We start from the raw sequence: 22,783 nt of genomic DNA on the forward strand, positions 1-22,783 counted from the left end.
ATATATGAAAGCTAAATTCGGTTTTTTAGTTTTATTATTCTTGGGTCTTTCTTTATGCTCCTGCAATAAAGACGAAGGCAATGATGTAACGGGGACGCAATCAGGAGGAAATCATAATCCCAATACACCTTCAGATCCTAACCCATCCGATGCTGCAACGGGAGTTAATAGAAACTTGACTTTATCATGGAATTGCTCTGACCCCGATCCCTCTGACACAGTTAGCTATGATATTTATGCTGGAATATCTAATCCTCCGAATACCATTATTTCAAATGAACAATTATCTAAAACTTTATATGTCGGAATTGTTGCGGCTAATACAAAATTTTACTGGAAAGTTGTTGCTAAAGATAACCATGGTCTATATACCGATGGTCCAATTTGGAGTTTTACTACATCACCGTAATATCGGTTGCGCATGATAAAAGAACTTAGGGATAAATATAACAGAGAGTTTTCCGAAACTAGATATAATGAATTTATTGAAGACCTGAACCGGAAAAACGGTACAAAGATAGAGTTTCGAATAGCTGAAACACCAATTTTTTTACCAAATGATCTGAAAAAGAGAATATTTAAAGGCATAGATGACATTGTAGGCACATTAACAAGAAGTGATTACTTAAGCAAAGTAGATAAAGCTGTCCCTTCTATTTTGATGGTTCCTAATGAAACTCCTTATACTGAAACTCTCTCAATAGATTTTGCAATATGTAAGGACGATGATGGGAATCTTGTCCCAAAGCTGATTGAGATGCAGGGGTTTCCTTCTCTATATTTTTATCAGCTTTTATTGAACAGGGAATACCGAGAGTTTTTTGACATCCCGGGAGAAATGGAAAATTATTTCAGCGGATTAGATGAAGAAGGCTATATTGCTAAAATGAGAGAAACAATAGTAGGTGATACACCTGATGAGAATGTTATTCTGCTTGAAATAGAGCCCCAAAAACAAAAAACGTACATTGATTTTGTAATGACTGAAAGGATGCTTGGGATTAATCACGTTTGTATTTCTGACGTAATAAAGGAAGATCGAAAACTGTTTTACAATAAGAATGGGAAGAAAATTCCTATAGAAAGAATCTATAACAGGGTTATCTTTGATGAGCTCTTAGCAAGAAAAGATATTGATTATAAATTCAGATTCCAGGATGATCTCGATGTAAAATGGGTACCTCACCCAAATTGGTTTTTTAAGATCAGCAAATACTCACTTCCTTTTCTAAAGAGTGAAGTTGTACCGGAAGCGGAATTCCTAAGTGATTTTACTGAATATCCACCTGATCTTGAAAATTATATTTTAAAACCATTGTTTTCTTTTGCTGGAAGTGGTGTAGTATTTGACGTTACACCCGAGATTCTTGATGCAATATACGATAAATCATCATATATATTACAAAAGAAGATAGAGTATACCCCGGTCATTGAAACAATGGATATCCCGGCAAAAGCTGAAATAAGAATTATGATGATATGGGATAAAGAAAAAGAAACCTATATTCCCGTTATAAACCTTGTAAGGCTGGGCAAAGGGAAAATGATGGGAGTAGATTTCAATAAAAACAAAACTTGGGTCGGTTCAAGCATTGGCTACTTTGAGCCGGATTGATCATTTTAATTTCTTTATTGATATCTCGTAATAATCAGACGCAATAGTCATATCCTCCACTTTTCTTAGGTCACATTTCTTATATTCACATTTTAGAATAGACACTATTTTTTCCTTAAGATCTTCATCTAATTCGATAGATATTTCCTTTCCATTAAAATGGATATAGATTGATGTTGATTGAGAGTCCGCCATAATTTGCTTTTTAATTGGCAAAATGGTAGTTATAGCTTCACTCGTTTTGTTTAGTTTACGAAGGCTGTGGTAATTGTTATATTAAATTTCCTGGTTTAAATCCAAAGAATCAATATTAATAAAATACGAAACCCTTTATTTATAATACTCTTCTTCGTATCCAAAGCCGTCATCTGAAGAAAACATACTCCCGACAAGATCTTTATATGATGTAATAGAATCAAAAACATCCTTTGCAATTTTTGAATTTTGATGTAAACCGTCCAGCACAAATTCCATCAGCGACGCAAGTTCATATTCCGTTTCAAAGTACTGTGGGTATTTCTTTACGAAATTTTCGAGTCCCTTGACTTTCTTTAGCTCGGTGAAAAATTCCTTAAAACTCATATTATCTTTTATCGTCAAAGTATTTCCATTCTGAAACCATTCGACGATTTCTTCATATGGGCTCTTATATTTTGGATCGTTTTTCTTTCTTCTTTCCAAAGGATCAGGAAAATATTTCTTGTAAACATCTCTTGTTGCTTTTGAAAGTATGGATCTCGCTACTTTTGAAGACCCTTCCTGTTCTCCCTCGAATACAAGCTCAACTTTCCCGGTGATCCCCGGCAGGATGGAGTTGAGGTCTGCTATCCTGGGCATGATAAAATCTTCGTTGTTAATGATCGACCTTCTCTCAGCGTTGCTGATCAGGTTTTCCATTGAGGATATTGTTAGTCTCGCGCTCACACCGGATTTTTGATCTACGAATTCGCTTTCCCTTGCTTTAAAAGCCGCCATCTCTACTATCTCTTTAAAATAATGCGGGATATTAAGGGTCTGTTCGTCATTTCGCTTGGTCCATGCTTGACTCTCCGTTATTTTTATTCCGTCCTCCAGTACTTTCGGATAATGTGTGATGACCTGTGAATCTATCCTGTCCTTTAAAGGAGTAATTATATTACCTCTGTTTGTATAATCCTCGGGATTAGCAGTGAATACTATCAAAAGATCGAGAGGGATTCGTATATTAAAACCCCGTATCTGTATATCTTTTTCCTGCATTATATTCAAAAGTCCGACCTGTATCCGGGGTTGTAGGTCAGGAAGCTCATTTATCACAAAAATACCTCTGTTTGTTCGAGGTATGATCCCGTAGTGTATTGCTCCTTCGTGTGAGTAATGTAACCTCTGGTTTGCTGCCTTGATTGGATCAATATCGCCTATTAGATCGGCAATATTGACATCTGGGGTTGCTAGCTTCTCACTGTACCTGCTGTCTCTACGGATCCACTCTATCTCAGTTTCGTCACCTTTCTTACTAATAAGATCGGTTGCATATTTTGAAACAGGATGAAACGGATTATCATTTATCTCCGAACCTTTTACAATTGGAATGTATTCATCTAAGAGTAAAGGTAGCATTCTTGCGATTTTTGTCTTTGCCTGTCCTCGTAATCCGAGCAGCAAAATATCGTGTTTAGCAAGTAATGAATTTTGTATCGCTGGAATAACTGTATCGTCATAGCCTATTATATCTTCAAATACTATTTCCTTTTCCTTGAGTCTCTTGATGAGATTGTTTCTGATCTCATCCTTAACTGATAACACCTTGTACCCGGATTTTTTAAGATCACCCAGTGTCTTTATTTCATTTATGCTTATCATCTTTTATAAGTGTTATTATGAATCGCTTTTTATTTGTGCTAAATTCTTGTCGTTAAACTTTACCCTATTCTCGCTTTGGTACAATTCGTTTATTATGGATTTGCTTGGCGAGAGTTCTTCTTTGAATAAACTTGCAATTGCCGTTTTAACATTCTTTTTTATATCATCTGCCATTAGTGCAAGATCCAGCTTGGCTAAATTCAATGCCACAATAAATAATACAGCATGAAATACTATTGAGTACCAGATTGAAATGTATGGAGTGCCATGCTTAAAATCACGTAATTTTGGTTTGTCATAGTTCATAATTCCTCGCGAATTCTATCCTTTTCGAAAGGGAAGGATGCGAATGGAAAAGAAATTCTATAATTTTATTTGGAGTCCTCTCTGATAAATTTTGCTCGGCAAGTTTCTCCATAGAGGAAATAAATGCCGCTCTATCACGGGTTGTCTCAAGAGCATAAGTATCTGCTTCCCATTCGTATTTCCTTGAAAATATATTCGTTATTGGAGTAGTAATCAATCCGTAAATACTTAAATAAAGGAATAACAGCGGGAGCGCGGCTATTTCATATTGATTTGTAAAGCCGAATAGACCTAGCGTATTACTAAATAGTAGGGAAGTTATATATAACCCTAAAAATGTACTAACTGTGGAGATTAGGACAAGCTTTGTTAAGTGCCGGTTTGCATAATGTCCCATCTCGTGAGCAAAAACAAACTCAATCTCCTCAGGGGTGAATTTTTCGAGTAATGTATCTCCCAAAATGATTCTTTTGGATTTCCCCATGCCTGTAAATGCAGCATTGGCTTTCTTTGTATTCTTGCTCATATCAAAGCTAAAAATTCCTTCCACATTAATTCCTGTTTTTCCACAGAGTCTCATTATCCTTTCTTTTAATTCCTCATCATCTAATGATTTGAACTTATAAAATAGAGGCATGATCAGGACAGGAGCCAGTCGCCCGATCCCCACCGAAAGCAGGAACATATTGCTTTTATCCTCCATAAAAACTTATAACAAAATTACCTCTAAAATAATTTATCCGATTGAGATGGTTGCTACAAAACTTGTAAGTAGCGTCCAGATTATCCATAGACCAAATACCATTCCGTACGCTTGTCCTTTACTTATTTTCCCTATATGGACAATACCTATTGAAACCACTACAAAAAACCAGATTGAAAAAATGTCAAAGGAAGATACTATACTATAAAGGGCACTTCCTAATTGATCGGATGAAAGAAATATTCCAAGTCCAACAGTTACCATTTTGCCCATTAGTATAGATAGTAGTGATGAAACCAGATGTTGTATCCCGGATATAAGGAATGCAAGTCCAATGACATTGAGAATTCCCGAATAGTTAGCCGGGGATTTTAGGATTTTTAAACCCAGGAAATATATCAGCCCGAGTATAAATAATTGAATAAAAGGCCCTATTATACCGGCGCTATATCCGAATGCTATGAATACAGGCGATGAAGGATCGGAGAATTTTTCCTGCATTTCTATTGCCTTTTCACCCTCCTCACGTGAGATTTCATTATTCTTAATTTTTTCCTCTATTTTCTCTCTAGCTTCTGACATCCTTTCATCCATCATGTTTCCCAGTATCTCTGGATCTGAAAATGTAATAAACGTAGCGATTAAGTTGAGGACAATGAATATTATAGTAGGTAGGATCCAATAATTTCTCTGAGGATCTTTGCTAATAGTCTCGAATGTCTGTCCTGGTTCGGTAAATACACCTATCATTGCATCTGTTGAGGAAAATTCTTCTGGTGGTTCAGGAGGAAAATCGGATTCTTCGGTAACATTTTGTAAATTTTCTTCTTCCATTTTAGTAGGGTTTTATTTGAAAATTTATTTTAGTCGTTGTATAGATTATTGTCGTATATATACTTTTCGACCTTTGAGTTAACAAGGTATTTTATTGACTTATCATGTGAGACATGATCTCTTATTAAAGATGATGATATCTCTATGAGGGGTGTACTCAGGAATTTTACCCGTGATGTATATTCCGGTTTTGCATCCTGCACAACAAAATTAGGACGCGCAATTATGACTACCTCAGACAACAAGAATAGCTTTTCCGGCTGTTTCCATTTCGGAAATTCCAATAGGTTATCTATACCGAGTATCAAATATAATTTAACAAAATCATCCTTATATTTCTCCTTGAGCTGTATCAATGTATCTACTGTATAGCTTTTACCGTTTTCGTTTCGTATTTCTATGTCGGAAACTTCAAAATTCTCGTCGTCTTGAAATGCAAGCTTCGACATGTTTAGTCTGTGTTCTGCAGCGATGGTTTCATGCTCTTTCAATGGATGTTTACCTGAAGGTATAAATATGATTTTATCAAGATGCATCTGCTCCCTGACATCATCAGCGAGTATGGAATGTGCTATATGAGGTGGATCAAACGCTCCGCCAAAAATCCCGTATCGTTTCATTTTTGATTGTATGAAAAAAGATAATAATAGTCTTTTTCAGATAACAGATAAAATTAAATAATGGAAATTATTCATTTTCCCATATTTTTCTTATGCTAATTAACTTATATTAGGTTAAATTATTATTAATGTTGTATTATTGAAGAGCCGTACTGTTGCATATATCGAACTATTCCTCGCCGCTATTACATGGTCTTCGTTTTTTATTTTCTCTAAGGAGTTAGAAAAGGTTGGTCTCGAACCGGTAAATATTATCAGTGCACGCATGATTTTTGCAGCACTCATTTATGCTGCCATTGCTCTTCCTTTGAAGCTTAAGATTCCCTCAATTATTAAAAACCCCTTATTAATTACTCCGGGGCTTACTTTCTTTGTCGCCGCTGTAATGATTGCCACCGGGGAGGAAGGACAATCTCCGGGACTTACCGCTTTTATAGGGTTTTTAGTACCCATCATTATCAGCCTTTTTTTCCTGGAAAAGCTTCATATTAAACTTTCACATCTAGGCATCGTTTCTCTTATAGTCGCCATTATTGGGTTTACTCTGACAGGTTTTGGCGACGAGATCAGAATGAACCTTTCAGTCATTTACACCTTTATTGGAGCATGCTTTGCAGGTTTATATTTTGTTACCCAAAAATTCCTTGTTAAACAGCATGGTCCGTATGTAGTGACATTCTTTGCTTTCTGGGGAGCCGTTCCCATCGCAATCTTTTTTATCCCCTCGTTTTTAGGGCAGGTATCCCTGATGAATGGGTATTCATGGATAATGCTTATGGGTTTAACGATTTTTTCTACCCTCATACCATTCTTTTTATATACTCATGCAATGCGAGACTTAGGTCCGGCTGAGGGAACCGCTGTTAACCTGCTTATTCCTTTTGCTGGTAGTTTACTTTCTTTTGCGATAGGTGGGTATGGATTAACCAGTATTTCAGTTATTGGAGGTTTGCTCACCTTGGTAGGAGTTTGTTTCTATGTCTTTAAAGGAATAAACAGGCAGGACGATCCCGTTAAATAGTTTTGATATGATATGGAAAAGCGCACTATTGCTTTTGTGGAACTATTTCTGGTTGCATTAAGCTGGTCATCCTTTTTCCTTTTTCTCAAAGAATTGGAAAAAGAGGGTGTTTCTCCTGTGAATATCGTTGTCGGGAGAATGGTTATCGCTTCTCTCATAATGATAGTTGTAGCTTTAATTTTAAAAACTAAACTTCCTCCACTAAAAGATTTTGCTTTATTATCTTTTCCGGGTCTTTCGTTTTTTGCAGGTGCGTGGTTAGTTGCACGGGGAGCTGAAAGCCAACCACCTGGGATAACCGCTTTTCTCCAATTTGCGGTTCCTATCTCTATAAGCTTATTCCTTCTGAAAAAACTGGATATTAAACTTACCGTTATAGGTGTAATTGCACTGGTACTGGCGGTAGCGGGACTCCTTATCACCGCAATGGGGGATACCTTTACTATCAATATCTCGCTGGGCATTATCTTTCTTGGTGCCGCCTTTATTGGATTGTACCTTATCTCTCAGAAATTCCTCGTAAAGAGGTACGGTCCCTTTATAGTAACTTGTTTTGTTTTTTGGGGCTCGTTACCCCTCGCTGTTTTCTTTATCCCTGATTTCATTAAGCATGTACCGGGTATGTCTGGAGAGGCATGGTTTATGATGATAGGTATGGTAGTTTTAGCCTCGATTATTCCTTTTTTACTCTATAATCATGCTATGAAAGAACTCGGTCCGGTCGAAGGTACTGCGGTCAATCTGATTATTCCTTTTCTTGGGAGCCTTGTCTCATTTGCATTTGGAGGATTCGATCTGAGTAACGAAACGCTGATTGGAGGGATAGTGACATTTGTGGGGGTAGGATTCTTTGTTGGTAAAGGAATTTTACGGCAGGATGAAGTTAAGAGCTAACCTCACTATATATATTCATTATCATATTGGTCATTTCTTTTTCATCGTATTTCCTTGCTTCTACAGTGGCATTTTGAGATAGCTTATTTCGCTTTGGTTCATCACTCAGCAAAGTTTGTATCTTATCTTTAAGTTCTTCTTTGTTTTTTAGATCAAACAACTCTCCGGTTTTACCATCTGTGATCAATTCACGATTTGATGGAATATCACTCGCTATAATACATCTTCCTGATGCCATTGCCTCTATAAGTGTAATAGACAATCCTTCCCATAAAGAAGGGAACACAAATATATCTATTAAAGGATAATACTCTTCCACGTTCGGTACTTCACCTGTAAAGATGATTTTTTCTTCTATACCAGATCTTTTTACCTGCTCCTTGCAATTTTCTAGAAATTGTCCGTCACCTGCCAATAATAGTCTTAATTTATCATTGCTCGATGATAATTCACTAAATGCATCTATCAGCATTCGCTGGTTCTTCTGGAAATCAAATCTGGAAATATTACCGATAACGATGTTATCATTTTGTATTCCTAACTTTTTCTTTAGGTCACTGTGAACTTTACCGCCGGAAAACCTGCTCACGTCGATCCCGTTCTTTATTATGGCAGTTTTTGATGAATCAATAATTTTCATTTTTTCAGCAAGTTTTTTATCTTCATTAGATACACATATAAATTTGTCAGTGTATTTTACTAATGACTGTTCGATCGAATGTGAAAACCATTTACGCAAAAAATTCCTTGTTCGTGTGTAATGTATTCCGTGAATTGTATGTACAGCTTTCACTTTTTCGTACTTTTTCTTGTAAAACCGGGCATACATCCCGGCTACCCCGCCATGCGAATGAATTATCTGGATATCGCTATCAGTTACTATTTCGTCTATTGCTTGAAGATACTTTCCTCTATATATCTTCGGCAGGTATATACCGGTGAATTCAAATCCGCGGTGTATTGTTTCTTCTTTGAATTTTCCGTTTGATGAACCGGCTATGATTGCGTTAAATTTACTTTTGTCGATATTTTTTGCGATCGAGAGTATATGAGTCTGCCCTCCTCCCAAAAAACCTCCGTCTATTAATTCCAGAACATTTATCATGGTGACTTTCTTAGCCCAATCGTTAATAAAAATATTTTCAGGTTAATGCTTTTGAAACTAATTAAGTATTTAAAGCTGAATTTTACTGTAAGATAAATCCTGAGAAAAACTCTATCACGTAAGTCATTGTGTTTTTCATAATAAAGTAACTGGGACTTCTTTGCGTAAAAATAAGTTTTGCCGGTGAATTCTTCATTCACATTCTCACCTTTGTAATGCGTTATATAAGAGCCCGGATAAAAAACTATTTTGTATCCTTTGTCTTTTAATCTTTTACAGAGGTCTGCATCTTCGTAAAAAAGGAAAAAATTTTCATCGAATCCGCCAATCTCTTTAAAAACGTCTTTTTTGATCAGCATTGCCGCTCCGCTTACCCAGTCTACTTTACTTACCGTTGAATGTTCATTCTCTATCTTTCTTATAAATTCCTTATCCCTTTGTCTGAACTTTGCCTCACTGCCTTTGTTTATCTTTTCATTACCGAATGTATTTTCTTTCCAGAATGACAGCTGAAAGGTTCCGTCAGCATTATACATTTTCATTCCGACTGCACCTACTTTTTCTTTATCAAGAATCTCTACTGCACCCTTTAGCGAGTCATTTTTGACAACTGTATCGGCGTTTAGGAAAAATAAATACTCGCCCTTAGCCTCTTTAGCCGCAAGGTTGTTTGCTTCGGAAAATCCTTTGTTTGCATTTGGGATCACTGTTGCGATTTCCTCGAGATGGCGCAGGTCCTGCTCCGGTGTATTGTTTACGATCAGTATTTCATAATCGGAGTGTATGTTATTTTCTATAGACTTCACACATTCCGATACGAGATCCCTCTGGTTATAATTTATAATTATGATCGATACCATCAGTCCCTGCTTATTTCATAAACTTTTATCCTGACTATCCTGCAATACAGTATTGAAAAGAAGTTCGCAGCCTTTTCAATGAAATTGTTCCCGTTGAATACTTTCCCGCTTATATATTTCAGCACTTCACCGTCTTTTACTTTTCCATAACCATTTAATAATCGCCTCTGTTTCTTTATCCATGCGGGGTTCCCGGCTATCCAGAGGTAAGCCCTCAGCAACCCTGCCGTTGAGTAACTGGAAGAGAAAAAGGACAGCAAAAGCTTCATAAAAAAATTATTTATTAGGTAAGGTATGTACCTTAACTCAAATCCGCCTGAAAAAAAGATCAGAAAATTTAACAGCCTGTTCCTTTCTCTGTAAAAGTATAAACGCGACGATATCTGCTCTTTTGCAGTTGCATTTCCCTTATGATAGACGATCGATTTTGATGTGTGCATGATCTTCTTACCATAAAACAAAACTTTTAAGGAGAGGTAAGTATCTTCCGCGTATGCAAAATATTCTTCCGGAAATAATCCTCCCAGCTCTTCTACAAGCTTCCATCTGATTATGAGAGAGCATCCGTTTGCCTGCAGTATTTCGCCCCTTCCATCCTCGCCTATATCAAAAAATCCCATTACATTATGCCCTAAAAGGTTTATTGTGCCGTTCTTTTTGTAATACTCTGCCGGTATTCCTTCTGTGATCACCGATGACTGTACAATTCCAATGTTTTCATCACTCTCTATTACATCCACAAGCTCTTTTAGCCAGTTCTCATTTACCCTCGTATCATTATTGAGGAGCACAACGAATTCTCCTTCGGCATATTTGTATCCTAGGTTGTTTCCTCCCGCAAAGCCCAGATTCTCTTTTGAAAGTGCGAATTTAATTCGTTCGTCATTATAGTTTTCCACAACATGATCCACGCTCCCGTCGGAGGAACCGTTATCAACGAAGATTAACTCGAAATCCCTGTAACTCTGCCTAAGTACCGAATCCAGGCACTCCTTTAGCAGATGTTTCCCGTTATAATTTACTATTATTATGGATACCTTCATTCAGAACTTTATGGGGTAAAAAGGCTTTCGATGTATTCCGGTGAGACTTTTGCGTTCTGCTGTATTTTTTTTCTTTTTGAATATGATTTGGGCATTTCCATTAATCCCTTAAAATACCCCTTTACCGCGCTCCAGAAAACCTTCTTTGGCTGGTTTTGATAAAATCCATAGTAACGTTTGAACCTCACTACAAAGAAATAGGGAAGATAACGAAGATAGATCGACGATGGATAATTTTTTAATCTGATAGCAACAAGATTTTTTTCACAAAGCATTGTCTGGAAACCATGGTTTCCCTCTGTCGAAGCGCCTCTTTTGTGATAACATACAGCCTTAGGATTATAAAAACATTTGTATCCTGCCAGTTGCATTCTGAAGCTGAAATCCACATCCTCGTAATAAGCAAAAAAATCCTCGTCGAAGTATCCTATCTCATCGAAAATACCGCTTCGGTACATCGCTGCTCCCGCGCATGGACCGAAAATGAACTCTTCTTCGTTATACTGACCCTGGTCTATCTCGCCGTGTCCCCGCGCGTATGGAGACCCTTTCTTCTTAATAAAATCTCCTGCGTCATCTATCTTCATCCTGTTGTAATAGTTAAGCATCTTGCATGCTACGCTTCCGGTATCTTCCGTTTTAAATCCCTTAGCCATCTCCTCCAGAAATGTAGGAGTACACTCGATGTCATTATTTAGTAATAATATATAATCCGGGTTAAAATTCTGTGCGAACCTTATTCCTTCATTTACACCTCCGGCAAATCCCCGGTTGGTCTCGAGCTCCAGCACCCTTACCTGGGGAAACTTTTCCTTTACATAAGCAACTGAGTTATCCTCCGAACTATTATCCACCATTACGACCACATAATTCTTATGTGTCTGCTCGAATAAAGACGGGAAGCAGTCTTTAATATGCTCCAGCCCGTTCCAGTTTGGGATCACTATGTATATCAACTCGTTAATTTTCTTCTCTTTGTAATTTTAGAAAATACCTGTGCTTTTTGAGCCTGTATGACTCTTTTCCACCGAATAGTCGTTTTAGGTTCTCGATTGAAATTATTAAAAATGAATTTATAAAAGTAGATACTTTTAAAAGGAATGTTCTCATCCATCCGTAGTTTTTACTGAAAAAGTATTTCATCCCTGTGATGAATCTCCCGTACAGCCACCAGTTATCTTCCGTTTTAAAGCTCTCTCCGCCTAAATGTGTAACGCGAAGTGAAGTATCTACGCCAAGTTTAAATTTTTTATGTATCTGGTAGCTCAGGTCTACATCCTCAAAAAATAATTTGTAACCTTCATCCATCTTGCCTGCACCTTCAAATATCTCTCTTGTTGTCATAAAGAATGCAAAGGGTATTTGCTCTACTTCTTCTATCTTTCCTGATTTTGTATCTATATCTTGATTTTCGAGGTACCTGTTCATAAGGGACGGGAAACGGTGAAAGAATTTCCCGAATATTGAATGGAATAGAATGAACTGCATCAGCGTCGGATACCTTTGAAAATAATTTCTCTGAAAATTCCCATCTCTTCCGACTAAAAGCGGGCACACTGCCCCTAACTCTTTATCATCCTCGATGTCATTCATTAGTTTTTGTAAAATGCTCTCAGTAAATATTATGTCCGGGTTCATAACAAGAACATATTCACCCGACGTTTTATCATACCCAATATTGTTTGCCCGTGAAAACCCATCATCCTTCTTTAAAAAGATCGCTTCAACATTTGAATATTTCTTCGCTATTTCTTCTATTATCCCTGGTGAGTCATCAGTTGAACCGTTATCAACAATTATCACTTCGAATAATGAGGTATCTTCGTATTTAAAGACCGATTCCACGCATTCCTGCAGGATATTGCCGGTATTAAAATTCACTATTACGAAAGATATTTTCATTCTCTGTTTATTTCCTGTTCGGCTAATTCCAATAATCTGTAATAATGCCTTTTGAAATTAAATAAATTCATGATTCTACTGCCCTTTGTTTTCCCCTTTGCTGTTTCATAATCCTCCATCTTTTTATCGAAAACATCTCCGAACTCCTTATTATGTACCTTTCCTGTCGCATGATAAACGATTACATTTTTTAATAACCCGAATTTAAAACCCTTCGCTATTACCCTGTTAGCGTAGTCTTCGTCCTCCATGAAAAACATTGCGTCCTTATGTTGAGCAAGCTTGCCGATCTTATTGTATACATATCTCGATATCATAAAACACCATCCGCCTGCCGGACCCACTTGCAATGCGATATTGCCGTTATCATATGTTTCGTCTCTATACATCTCATCCGGCTGCTTTGCACCGTCTGTTGTTTCATCCTGTACTACATTCGATGACATGTAGCCCATAGCAGGTATCTTTTTATATGCCTCTACCATTTTCTGAACCCACCCGTCAGGATATTCTATTACATCATCATCTATTCCTATTATGAAATCGCCTCTCGAAAGTTCTATTGCTCTGCCTTTGGCATTTGTACCTATGTTTTCCGGGTGAAATACTACTTTTACCCTTTCATTCCCCTCCAGTGTTTTCAAATACTCTAATGTCTCGTCATTTGAAGCGTTGTCCCATATTATTAACTCATAATTGATATCCCTTATAGTCGGGAGAAGAGCGTTTATGCATTTCTTTAGCATTCCTGGTCTGTTGTGCGTTACTATGCATAGGCTTACAAGCTCACCGTTATATTCTTTTCCTTGATAGTTTAGTGCTATCTTTTCATTTCTCTTCACTACAAGTGACCTAAGCGGTAAAAGCTTCATTAGTATTTTTGTTAATACTATCTTGTCATTTTCATTAAGGTACTTCAACCGCAATATAGTGAATGTAAATGCTCCGAGGTAAATTACTCCAAATGGGATCAGATAAACTAACCCGCTCACCCTGCCGGTTACCGGGTAAATGCTCTTGCTAAGGAATAGGTAAGCTAGAAAAAGCACTATTCCATATCCCGTTGCAACCGCAAAAGGTTTGAGGTATTGCTCTTTCAATAATGTAATGTAGCCTCTTTCAAAATACCGCGACGAAACTATATAGATATAAAACGACGATATCGCTACAGAGATGGTATTCCCGATCGCGGCCCCAACTATGCCGTAGAATTTGATGAGTATAAAGCTCAACACAAGATTAAATCCGAGATTGATAAGTCCCTCATGCATCTGGAATTTCGGAATGCCGATATTTGGTGTTATGGAATTTCCCGGCGCAGAAAATATCATATTTATCAATTGCCCTATGACAAGTATCCTCAATATATATACCGATATGTCAAACCCGGCTCCCATCCATGAGTATATGATTACGTCAGCGAATGCGAAAATGAAAATGAAAATGGGCATGGATACTATTGTCAGATACCTGGTAGTGTCAGCGAACAACCTGTTTAGTTTCTCATGCTCTTCTTTTGCCTTTAGCTCAGCCGCTACCGGGGCTACCTGTGGAACCATCTGATAGGGGACGAATCTTCCCAGTCTTGCTACCCTTGCTCCAATATTAAAAAACGCCACATTGTTCATCACCGAATAGAATCCAAGCAGGAACTCATCGTATTTGTCAGATGCGAATGATGCCAGCTTCGATACCTGCATCTGCAATCCAAATCCTGTCATTTTCTTTAATGCGTCTTTTCGGAAATTGCTTACGCGTATTCTCATTTCCGGGAGAACTTTCTTCGCCGCGATGTAGCTTATCAAAATACTTATCGTTACCGCTCCCAGCTGGCTCAGTAACATCCCGATTAATCCATATCCGTTTAACAGTAAGAATACTATCGCACCTACGTTGAGAAAATTTAATACGATCCCGTATATATTCGTGATGTACATCTTCTGCATACTGATAAGGATCGAATTAAATATTCCAAATGCGTTCGTAATGAAAAAGATAAGGATACTTATCCTGAATGCCATAAGGCTTAATGCCTCAAGATCCGGTGGTATGTTTAGCAGGGAAACTAATGGCTTCGTGAAAACAAATCCTACTATGCCAATAAGTATAGAGAATATAATATAAAACAATAACCCTGTGGATATTGTCTGGTTGAGCTTTTCCTTTTCGCCTTTATTGTAATTTTCCGATATGAATTTAATAAATGAGCTGGATATGCTGAGGTCGAATAAAGCGAATGTTCCGGAAAACCCCATAACAAGGGCATAGATTCCGAATTGGACTTCACCGATTACTGATATTATAAAGGGAGTTAAGAAAAAAGGAAAAACAAATCCTAGGATCTGTGCTGCGAAGTTGTAGAACGTATTTTTTATGACCTTGTCTGTTAGAGACATATTATCTGATAATGGATACTATCATAAACCTGGTAAATAAAATAGGTATAAGTATCACTGACATAAATCCAAAATTATTCCTGTAATATCTGTAAACATCTTTATACATGATCTTTCTTACTGCAGGGGGAGCCTTTTTTGTGGAGTAACTCCCGTGATGTATTACCGTCGCAGTATGTATAAAGTGTATCTCATATCCCGCTTCATATATCTTCTTGCATAGATCCACATCATTATAGAGTATTCTGTACTTCTCGTCGAAGTAGCCTATCTTTTCCAACACTTCTCTCCGTGCCATCAGAAACGTCGTCGCTATCTGGTCCACCCTTATCGTCTCATCGTAATTGAACGACGCCATATCATAGTCTTTATTGAATGAATCGAGGGAAAGATAAACAAACACCCCGTTCATTAGTGTAGGGAATTTCTTGCAGTTTCCCTGCTCCCTCCCATCCGGATAAATAAGCTTGCATCCAACCGCTCCCGTCTTCGGATTCTCATCGAGGAATTTAATACATTCGGTCAGCGATCCGTCCGTCAGTTCAGTATCGCTCCCAAGCAGTAGAACATACTTGCCCGATGCCATTTCCATTCCCTGATTGCATGCAGGCGCGTAACCTGTATTCTCATCGTTACAGATGAGAGTTACATCAGGATACTTTTGAGAGATCTCCTCTGCAGTCCCATCCGAGGAAGCATTATCTATGACAATTATTTCTATCTTTTCTTTTAAAGAACCGTAATCTTTCGTGTTGTAAATTGATTCAAGACACTTCAACGTTAATTCTTTCGTATTCCACGTAATTATTACTATGCTTAAAAGCGCACTCTCCATTACTGACTCTGTAGGTTCGGATCTTTTGCGTTTTTGACCGGCAGACCTGCATTGTAAAACATCATTTGGATTTTGTACCTGTAGCTTTCGACTTCTTTCAGGTATACAGTTTGCCTGTTCCCGGTTGTGCTCTTGTACTGACTTTTTCTTAACGCCAGTACGATAGATGTCTTAACGTATTCCTTTTGATTTATACTTGTATGAAGCCACCCTTTCTTATTCCTTTTGGTAACAAAAGGCAGATGCAATAAATGCTCTGACGGTATTACCCCGTTTATGGATTCGTCCTCGAGTTCTCTGTGTATTGTCTTTCCTTCCATGTAGATAGCGATCTGGAATATCGCAAAGATCGCGACGAAATACATGATAAGGAATAAGAATCCGAGTATAGTCGTGTCTTCGAAACTAACGCTCGCGTTCCATGCGAAGTGCAGGAATACAGCGACCGCATAACCCATTGGTATCAATAACAGCTTCCATCCTATACCTTTGAATTTAGCATACCCGATGAACGCGCCAAGTGTAGCTGTGGACATACAGTGCATTACTGCGGAGAACAATGTTCTGATAACAACAATAAATAACCATGATGCAGGTGTCGTGCCGTAAGAAAGAAAATACATGAAATTTTCCGTCATCCCAAATCCAAGTCCGATAGCGCCCCCGTAAACTACTCCGTCTACGATTCCGTCGAATCGTTTGCTCATAGCGATTATCAGGAGGAATACTCCCTTGGTCGCTTCTTCCACTATTGGAGCAACAACCACAGCGCCGGAGAGATCTATAAGGTCTGCGGGGTCATTGGAAACGGTTACTATCAATGTTGCTAGCGGGATCTGGAATAGGATACTGCCGATTATTGCAAGAATAATTGCCCCCGTTCCTCCCCAGACAAAACACAAAAGTACCATCCAAAACGGCTCACGCTCGTTCCTGTCGAGCCACCAGATAATAACCATGTATGTGAACATGGGTACAACAGCTGCGATGAGTGATGCAAATGCTAATACCAGTCCCATTGTTTTATTATTTAATTAAACTTTAAGCCTTTTTTTCTTCAAGTGTAATTAAAAGCTGCCCCTTATCCACCGAACTCTTTTCGCTGACATTAATTGACTTAACAAGGCAGTCGCTCTCGGCTTTGATCTCATTTTCCATTTTCATCGCTTCCAGTACCAGCAATACATCCCCCTTGCTTATTTCTGCGCCCTCAGTTACGTTTATCTTCACAACTGCTCCGGGCATAGGCGAGATGACCTTATCTTTAAACCGGGACTTATCCGGTCCAATGTATTTTTCTTTTATTATATCCAGCTCACTCTTACATGACACGTTGTATTTTTTCGCGTTGCTGACCAGAGCGTAATCCGTTTCCTCGTTAGATTCAAGCCTTACAATATGATTTTTCCCATCTATGCGAAGTAGTGCTACATTTTCTGAGAGTAATTCATAATCGAAATCGAATTCCTTACCGTCATACTCCGCTTTCTCATTGGAAAACACCGTCATCACCTTTTGCTCACCTTTCGGAAATTTTACTTCGAATTTTCGTCTCATTTTGTTCTGTAAGTTTCGAATTTCATTTTTGACCATTTGGAAACGCCGTTATTCTGTATCCTGTTTCGCCCTCTGCTTGTATTCTCCTCGCGAGCCTTGAATAAACATGCTCCAAGCGCAATTGCCCTTTCCGTCTCCTCATCACTTAACTCGTTTCCTTTTTCATATATTTCGGGTATGAATGTCTTCTCTACATATTGAGTATCATATTTGCCTGTCTTAAATCCTCCTGAGTTCAAAAGCGAATACAGGAACTCGATATTTGTTTTCAATCCGGAGATAATGTAGTTCTCTAATGCCTCTCCCATCTTGCTAATTGCTATCTCTCTTGTCTCACCGTGCGCGATCAGCTTTGATATCATCGAATCATAATAAATCGATATCTCGTTACCTTCCTCTATCCCGGTATCTTCTCTCATTCCGTTACCTAGAATATTCTTTATATAGTCCATTTTACCTATTGAGGGCAGGAAATTGTTGTCCGGATCCTCTGCGCATATTCTGCACTCGATAGTATGCCCGGTGAAAGTAACATCTTCCTGAGTGAATGACAGCTTCTCTCCCGATGCTATCAATATCTGTTCCCTCACAAGGTCTGTATCTGTTCTCATTTCTGTAATGGGATGCTCTACCTGTAGCCTCGTGTTCATTTCCAGGAAATAGTAATTGTTATCCTTATCCACCAGAAATTCCATAGTACCTGCATTTGTATATCCAGCTGCCTTTGCGAGCCTTTTTGCGCACTCACCCATTTCCTTTCTTAGTGAATCATCCATCACTACTGAAGGGGTCTCTTCTATAATTTTTTGGTGCCTTCTCTGCATAGAGCATTCCCTCTCGCCGAGGTGAACTGCATTTCCATGCTCATCAGCCAGTATCTGAAATTCTATATGCCTTCCGCCCACCACATACTTTTCGATAAATACGCTCTCATCTCCGAATGATGAACGAGCTTCGTTTTGTGACATCCTGAGCCCGCTCTCGAATTCCTCCGGGCTTCTAACTATTCTCATACCCTTACCGCCTCCGCCTGCGGATGCTTTAATAAGTAAAGGGTATCCTATACTATCGGCGATCTTCTTACCTTCTTCGAGATCCTTTATCGGCTCCTCAGTGCCGGGCACAGTAGGAACGTCATTTTTTACGGCAAGTATCTTCGCCTTTGTTTTATCACCCAGCATCTCTATCGCTTCTGCCGGCGGTCCGATGAATTTTATTCCGTTATCCGCGCACATCTTCGCGAAATAGCTTCTCTCTGAAAGGAATCCATACCCGGGGTGAATTGCGTCAGCCCCACTCATCTTCGCAATTTCGATTATCTTGTCAGCAAGGAGGTAGCTTTCTTTTGCCGGTGGAGGACCGATATGATATGCCTCGTCAGCTAGCCGTGTATATAAGGAATACTTATCAAAATCGGAATAGACTGCAACGGTCTTTATTCCCATTTCTTTCGCGGATGAGATTATTCTCACCGCTATCTCGCCTCTGTTCGCTATTAAGATCTTATTTATCAATTAACTCCTTTACTTTGCTTCCATTCGAAAAATTTGGATTCGTCCTCGACAAGTTTTTTTATCAGCTCATCGAAACTAATGTCATATTTCCAGTCGAGATTCTTCTTTGCTTTCGAATTATCTCCGTAGATTATTTCCAGATCTACCGGCCGGTATAGTTTCTCGCTGAATTCCACATGCTTGTCATAATCAACCCTGTTTTCGGCAAAAACTTTCTTTGTAAAATTCTCCAGCGTATTTGCCTGCCCTGAACATATTATATAATCGTCAGGCGTTTCCTGCTGCAGCATCAGCCACATTGCCTTAATATACTCGGGGGCATACCCCCAATCACGGCTTATACTAAGGTTGCCCAGGGTGATCTTATCGAGCATTCCTTTTGATATTCTTAATGCTCCTTCCAGTATCTTCTTTGTAACGAAATTCTCTCCCCTCAGTGCCGACTCGTGGTTAAAAAGAATTCCGCACACCGCATAGAGATCGTATGCTTCCCTGTAATTTATCGTGATCCAGTGCGCCGATGCCTTTGAAATACTGTACGGGCTCACCGGGTGAAGCACCGTCTCCTCAGTTACTGGGAGATTTTCCGGTCTTAACCTTCCGTACATCTCACTGCTCGACGCATTGTAAAATTTTGTCTCCGGTTTTATACTTCTTATTGCCTCGAGCAGATTTGCCGTCGAGATAATATTAAATTCCAGCGTTCCGATAGGTTGCTGGAAAGACAATCCTACCGAGCTCTGCGCGGCAAGGTTATATATCTCATCCGGTGCTGTATCCTTGATTACCCTGAGAAGATTTGAAAGATCGAGCAGGTCTGCCTGAATAAGCTCTATATCATTTAAAATACCTAAATAGCTAAGGTTTGTAGTTCTTATGTCCGAACCGTCACGTGTGATACCTTTTACCTCGTATCCCTTACCGAGCAATAGCTCCGAAAGGTAAGCCCCATCCTGCCCTGTTACTCCCGTTATTAAAGCTTTCTTCATTTACTTTCTTCGCCGGATTTTTCTTCCTCTTGCTTATCTTCCTTCTTCTCACTCGTTGATTCACCTTTTTTCTTCCCCATATAAGTTCCACCGATTCCTGCGATCAGTAATAGCACCACAAATATATTCGCTGCAAGGCTGACGGATTTACCCGTCGCATATGATTGAGGCTCGAATTTGAATTCTACTTTATGCTGTCCAGCCGGTACCACTATTGACCTGAATAGATAATCTGTCTTGTAAACCTTCGTTTCCTGTCCGTCTATATAAGCGTTCCATCCTGCCGGGTAATATATCTCACTGAATACAAGCATATTATTACCGGTAGCGTTTACATCATATTTTATATGCTGAATTTCGAAATCAGTCATTGTTATACTTGCCCCGGAATCCGGTTTCTGTATCTGAACTCCCGGATCTTCTTCCAGTAAAGCAGTCGTCTTTGGATCGAATGTGCCATTCTTCATTGCGTTCAGAATATTAATTCCGCTCTCGATTTTATACTCATCAACAAAGAATGCTCTCGGCAGATAATTCTTATTTTCGTAAACCAACCTTGTCCCCTGGAATACAGGTACATATCCTGCTGTGTCTTCCAATGGCTTATCTGTAATTAAGTACTTCACATCAGCCACATCTAGTAGAATTGGATTCATGTCCCCGGCAACATCGATTGCATCCTGATAATTTCGGATCTTTGCACCTTGGTATCCGTTAAATTGATGAAGTCTGTAAAATGCTAAAAAGTTATTTGTTGTCAGTTTTCCGCCGCTGTACTCTGCGGTTCTATAACGGTATGTGTCAGGGTCGTTAGTCAAAATAAAATTCACATAGTCACTTTTCGCAAACATCTGTTCCTTATCTTGTGCATTATCCCAGTGTAGTGTTTTTGAACTTATATTCCAAAGATCAAAGACTGCCAGCATTATAACAATACCTCCAAAGATTCCAGGGGATAATTTCTTCTGGGTGTAGAAATACGCAGCGATTAATACACCAAGAAGTAATATTGAATGCAATCTCATATCGGCGGTAACGTTTTTATATGCTTCGGGAGCTATCTGTTGATTAAAATATTGGTCGACCTGCTGTGGTGGATATCCTTGTTGTTTGAGTTCGCTTGCCTTAGGTCCCGTTGCGACGGATTCTTTATAGGAACCTTCAAACCCTATTAATGAAATTATGAACATTAGTCCGGCAAGCCCCATTAAAACAAAACTTAGCTTCTTGAATTTATTTTGCATTACTTTGTCCTTAGCAGCATCCAGGATAGATTTGAATCCATATCCTGCCAAAATCAAAAACGCAAAGTCTAGGAAATAGTGAATCATAACAGGTGCACGGAAACTTCCAAAGAGCGGGAAATGATAAAAAAACAGGTCGAAAATTATCGGCCAGGTCCTGCCAAATGAAAGAAATAAAAAGAAAACCACTATAATAGTGAGCGCTTGTGCGGAGACATTCTTTCTAAAGTTCATAAATATTCCTACAAGAGCCAAAAGGAAAACGATCACCCCGAAATATACCGGTGAATCCGTGAACGGCATCTGCCCCCAGTATGTATTTGCTCTCTGCCCGTTAACCTCCACATTTCCAAATCCATAATAGTAAGGTAATATAAATGTCATTACTTCACCCGGGCTAAATGACCAGTTAGTCGCGTACTGGTAATCGAGAGGGGAGTCGTTCTTTGTCGCAGGGTTGTTCAACTGTTCTATGTTTGCCTGTCCCCGGATCGAATATTTATTATACTCTTTTACCGATAAGATTATATTTGCATCCATCGCAACGGCAATAAGACCGCCCGCAATTAAAACAAGCCCGGCTTTTACCATCACCATATACTTTTCCTTTTTGATGATCTTGTATATAAGCGTATATCCGTAATAAATTGCTATCATCATGTATGCATAAAACAGCATCTGAATATGATGAAAGTGGAGCTGCATGTACATCAATATTGCAAGTACCGGCAGGTATATTAAATATTTCCTCCAGTTTGTTAATCCGGAGTCGATCGTCTTATCTATAGTTAGTAATATCAGCGGAAAAAAAGAAAACGTCATCATTTTAGTATGGTGTCCAACTATGATTAATTGGATCGTACCAGTGGCTAGTACCCCACATAATGCACAAAATAATGCGATTGTATTATTCTTAAATTTATAACGGATGTAAAAGTATGTAGAAATAGCAAAAAGAAAATAATAAGGAACTGTTAACTTGAATAAGTTATCACCTGCAAGGCCGTTAATTATGTTATCCCAAATAAAAGAGAAAAAATTATTCGAAGCAGGAAGGCTCATTGTTAGTGATGCTAAGGAAGGCATCCCACCGAATATATAGGGCAACCATAAAGGAAAGATTCCGTTTGCTTTTGCATCTTCCAAAAATGTCTTAAAGCTATATGGTGATAGATTATCCGGAGAGGCAAAGATCTTTCCGCCAAATATTCCATCACCAAAGAAAATTAAGATTGCTAATACTATGATTCCTATATAAATATAATCTTGATACTTCTCAAATGGGGATTCACCCTGGCTTTTCTTAATGTCTGTTAGTGTCTTGGAGTGCTGTTGCTTTTTATGAGTGGATTTAGCCTTTGATTTTGCCATTAAATAAGGAGATTATGTTCATAAACTATTCAAAATACGATTTTTCAGCACTCTAATAAATACTAAATTAAATTTTTTAAATTGATACTACATAAGGAAGTAAGTAAATTGAAAATTAATAGTTAAAGCAAA

At 38.5% G+C, this 22,783-nt stretch carries 22 protein-coding genes; 4 read left to right on the plus strand and 18 right to left on the minus strand.

Annotated elements, in window-relative coordinates:
- Positions 1–4: 4 nt before the first annotated feature.
- Positions 5–409 (plus strand): hypothetical protein, encoded by a 405-nt coding sequence (locus H6614_00440; GenBank protein MCB9242121.1) that lies wholly within the window; start codon positions 5–7, stop codon positions 407–409.
- 12 nt (positions 410–421) lie between these two features.
- Entirely contained in the window at positions 422–1,615 is a 1,194-nt protein-coding gene (locus H6614_00445; GenBank protein ID MCB9242122.1) for a hypothetical protein, read from the plus strand.
- Here H6614_00445 and H6614_00450 read toward each other — a convergent pair whose 3' ends face one another.
- The 6 genes from H6614_00450 to nadD all read right to left on the minus strand — a co-directional run bounded on the left by H6614_00450 (position 1,616) and on the right by nadD (position 5,920).
- Entirely contained in the window at positions 1,616–1,810 is a 195-nt protein-coding gene (locus tag H6614_00450; GenBank protein ID MCB9242123.1) for a hypothetical protein, read from the minus strand.
- Between the two features lie 135 nt (positions 1,811–1,945).
- Positions 1,946–3,457, minus strand: coding sequence for a sigma 54-interacting transcriptional regulator (locus H6614_00455; protein MCB9242124.1), 1,512 nt, complete (start codon positions 3,455–3,457; stop codon positions 1,946–1,948).
- 15 nt (positions 3,458–3,472) lie between these two features.
- Positions 3,473–3,763 (minus strand): hypothetical protein, encoded by a 291-nt coding sequence (locus H6614_00460; protein MCB9242125.1) that lies wholly within the window; start codon positions 3,761–3,763, stop codon positions 3,473–3,475.
- A complete protein-coding gene (locus H6614_00465) occupies positions 3,753–4,466 on the minus strand; it encodes a M48 family metallopeptidase (GenBank protein MCB9242126.1) in 714 nt (237 codons plus the stop codon). The genes H6614_00460 and H6614_00465 overlap by 11 nt, the downstream gene beginning before the upstream one ends.
- A 33-nt stretch (positions 4,467–4,499) precedes the next feature.
- Positions 4,500–5,300, minus strand: a complete 801-nt coding sequence (locus H6614_00470; GenBank protein ID MCB9242127.1) for a YIP1 family protein — start codon at positions 5,298–5,300, stop codon at positions 4,500–4,502.
- A 29-nt stretch (positions 5,301–5,329) separates the two neighbouring features.
- Positions 5,330–5,920 carry a nicotinate (nicotinamide) nucleotide adenylyltransferase gene (nadD, locus tag H6614_00475; protein ID MCB9242128.1) on the minus strand — a complete coding sequence of 197 codons (591 nt, stop codon included), beginning with the start codon at positions 5,918–5,920 and terminating at the stop codon, positions 5,330–5,332.
- A gap of 139 nt (positions 5,921–6,059) precedes the next feature.
- Here nadD and H6614_00480 point away from each other — a divergent pair, with 139 nt between their 5' ends.
- Together H6614_00480 and H6614_00485 are read left to right on the plus strand one after the other, a co-directional pair.
- Positions 6,060–6,941, plus strand: a complete 882-nt coding sequence (locus tag H6614_00480; GenBank protein ID MCB9242129.1) for an EamA family transporter — start codon at positions 6,060–6,062, stop codon at positions 6,939–6,941.
- Between the two features lie 12 nt (positions 6,942–6,953).
- Positions 6,954–7,835 (plus strand): EamA family transporter, encoded by an 882-nt coding sequence (locus H6614_00485; GenBank protein MCB9242130.1) that lies wholly within the window; start codon positions 6,954–6,956, stop codon positions 7,833–7,835.
- On the opposite strand, the gene H6614_00490 is transcribed toward H6614_00485, so the two are convergent.
- The 12 genes from H6614_00490 to H6614_00545 are packed head-to-tail and all read right to left on the minus strand — an operon-like array spanning position 7,825 to position 22,651.
- Complete coding sequence (locus tag H6614_00490) at positions 7,825–8,940, minus strand: glycosyltransferase (protein ID MCB9242131.1); 1,116 nt, start codon at positions 8,938–8,940, stop codon at positions 7,825–7,827. The two genes, H6614_00485 and H6614_00490, sit on opposite strands and share 11 nt — an antisense overlap.
- Complete coding sequence (locus tag H6614_00495; GenBank protein MCB9242132.1) at positions 8,937–9,800, minus strand: glycosyltransferase family 2 protein; 864 nt, start codon at positions 9,798–9,800, stop codon at positions 8,937–8,939. Before H6614_00495 ends, H6614_00490 begins: the two co-directional genes overlap by 4 nt.
- Positions 9,800–10,843 (minus strand): glycosyltransferase family 2 protein, encoded by a 1,044-nt coding sequence (locus H6614_00500; GenBank protein ID MCB9242133.1) that lies wholly within the window; start codon positions 10,841–10,843, stop codon positions 9,800–9,802. Before H6614_00500 ends, H6614_00495 begins: the two co-directional genes overlap by 1 nt.
- An 8-nt stretch (positions 10,844–10,851) precedes the next feature.
- Positions 10,852–11,799, minus strand: coding sequence for a glycosyltransferase family 2 protein (locus tag H6614_00505; GenBank protein ID MCB9242134.1), 948 nt, complete (start codon positions 11,797–11,799; stop codon positions 10,852–10,854).
- A 4-nt stretch (positions 11,800–11,803) separates the two neighbouring features.
- Positions 11,804–12,745 (minus strand): glycosyltransferase family 2 protein, encoded by a 942-nt coding sequence (locus tag H6614_00510; GenBank protein MCB9242135.1) that lies wholly within the window; start codon positions 12,743–12,745, stop codon positions 11,804–11,806.
- Positions 12,742–15,141, minus strand: coding sequence for a glycosyltransferase (locus H6614_00515; GenBank protein ID MCB9242136.1), 2,400 nt, complete (start codon positions 15,139–15,141; stop codon positions 12,742–12,744). Before H6614_00515 ends, H6614_00510 begins: the two co-directional genes overlap by 4 nt.
- A 1-nt stretch (position 15,142) precedes the next feature.
- The gene (locus H6614_00520) at positions 15,143–15,976 is read right to left on the minus strand and encodes a glycosyltransferase family 2 protein (protein ID MCB9242137.1); all 834 of its coding nucleotides are present in this window, start codon (positions 15,974–15,976) and stop codon (positions 15,143–15,145) included.
- The gene (locus H6614_00525) at positions 15,976–16,995 is read right to left on the minus strand and encodes a PrsW family intramembrane metalloprotease (GenBank protein ID MCB9242138.1); all 1,020 of its coding nucleotides are present in this window, start codon (positions 16,993–16,995) and stop codon (positions 15,976–15,978) included. The genes H6614_00520 and H6614_00525 overlap by 1 nt, the downstream gene beginning before the upstream one ends.
- Before the next feature lie 22 nt (positions 16,996–17,017).
- Positions 17,018–17,533 (minus strand): acetyl-CoA carboxylase biotin carboxyl carrier protein subunit, encoded by a 516-nt coding sequence (locus H6614_00530; GenBank protein MCB9242139.1) that lies wholly within the window; start codon positions 17,531–17,533, stop codon positions 17,018–17,020.
- On the minus strand, positions 17,530–19,047 hold the full coding sequence (locus H6614_00535) for an acetyl-CoA carboxylase biotin carboxylase subunit (protein MCB9242140.1): 1,518 nt from the start codon (positions 19,045–19,047) through the stop codon (positions 17,530–17,532). Before H6614_00535 ends, H6614_00530 begins: the two co-directional genes overlap by 4 nt.
- Positions 19,044–20,036: a GDP-mannose 4,6-dehydratase gene (locus tag H6614_00540; protein ID MCB9242141.1), complete on the minus strand. Its 993-nt coding sequence runs from the start codon at positions 20,034–20,036 to the stop codon at positions 19,044–19,046. The genes H6614_00535 and H6614_00540 overlap by 4 nt, the downstream gene beginning before the upstream one ends.
- Positions 20,033–22,651 carry a YfhO family protein gene (locus tag H6614_00545; protein ID MCB9242142.1) on the minus strand — a complete coding sequence of 873 codons (2,619 nt, stop codon included), beginning with the start codon at positions 22,649–22,651 and terminating at the stop codon, positions 20,033–20,035. The genes H6614_00540 and H6614_00545 overlap by 4 nt, the downstream gene beginning before the upstream one ends.
- Between the last annotated feature and the right edge of the window lie 132 nt (positions 22,652–22,783).

The sequence above is a fragment of the Ignavibacteriales bacterium genome, from assembly GCA_020635255.1.
GTDB lineage: Bacteria > Bacteroidota > Ignavibacteria > Tepidaquicellales > Tepidaquicellaceae > JAEYVS01.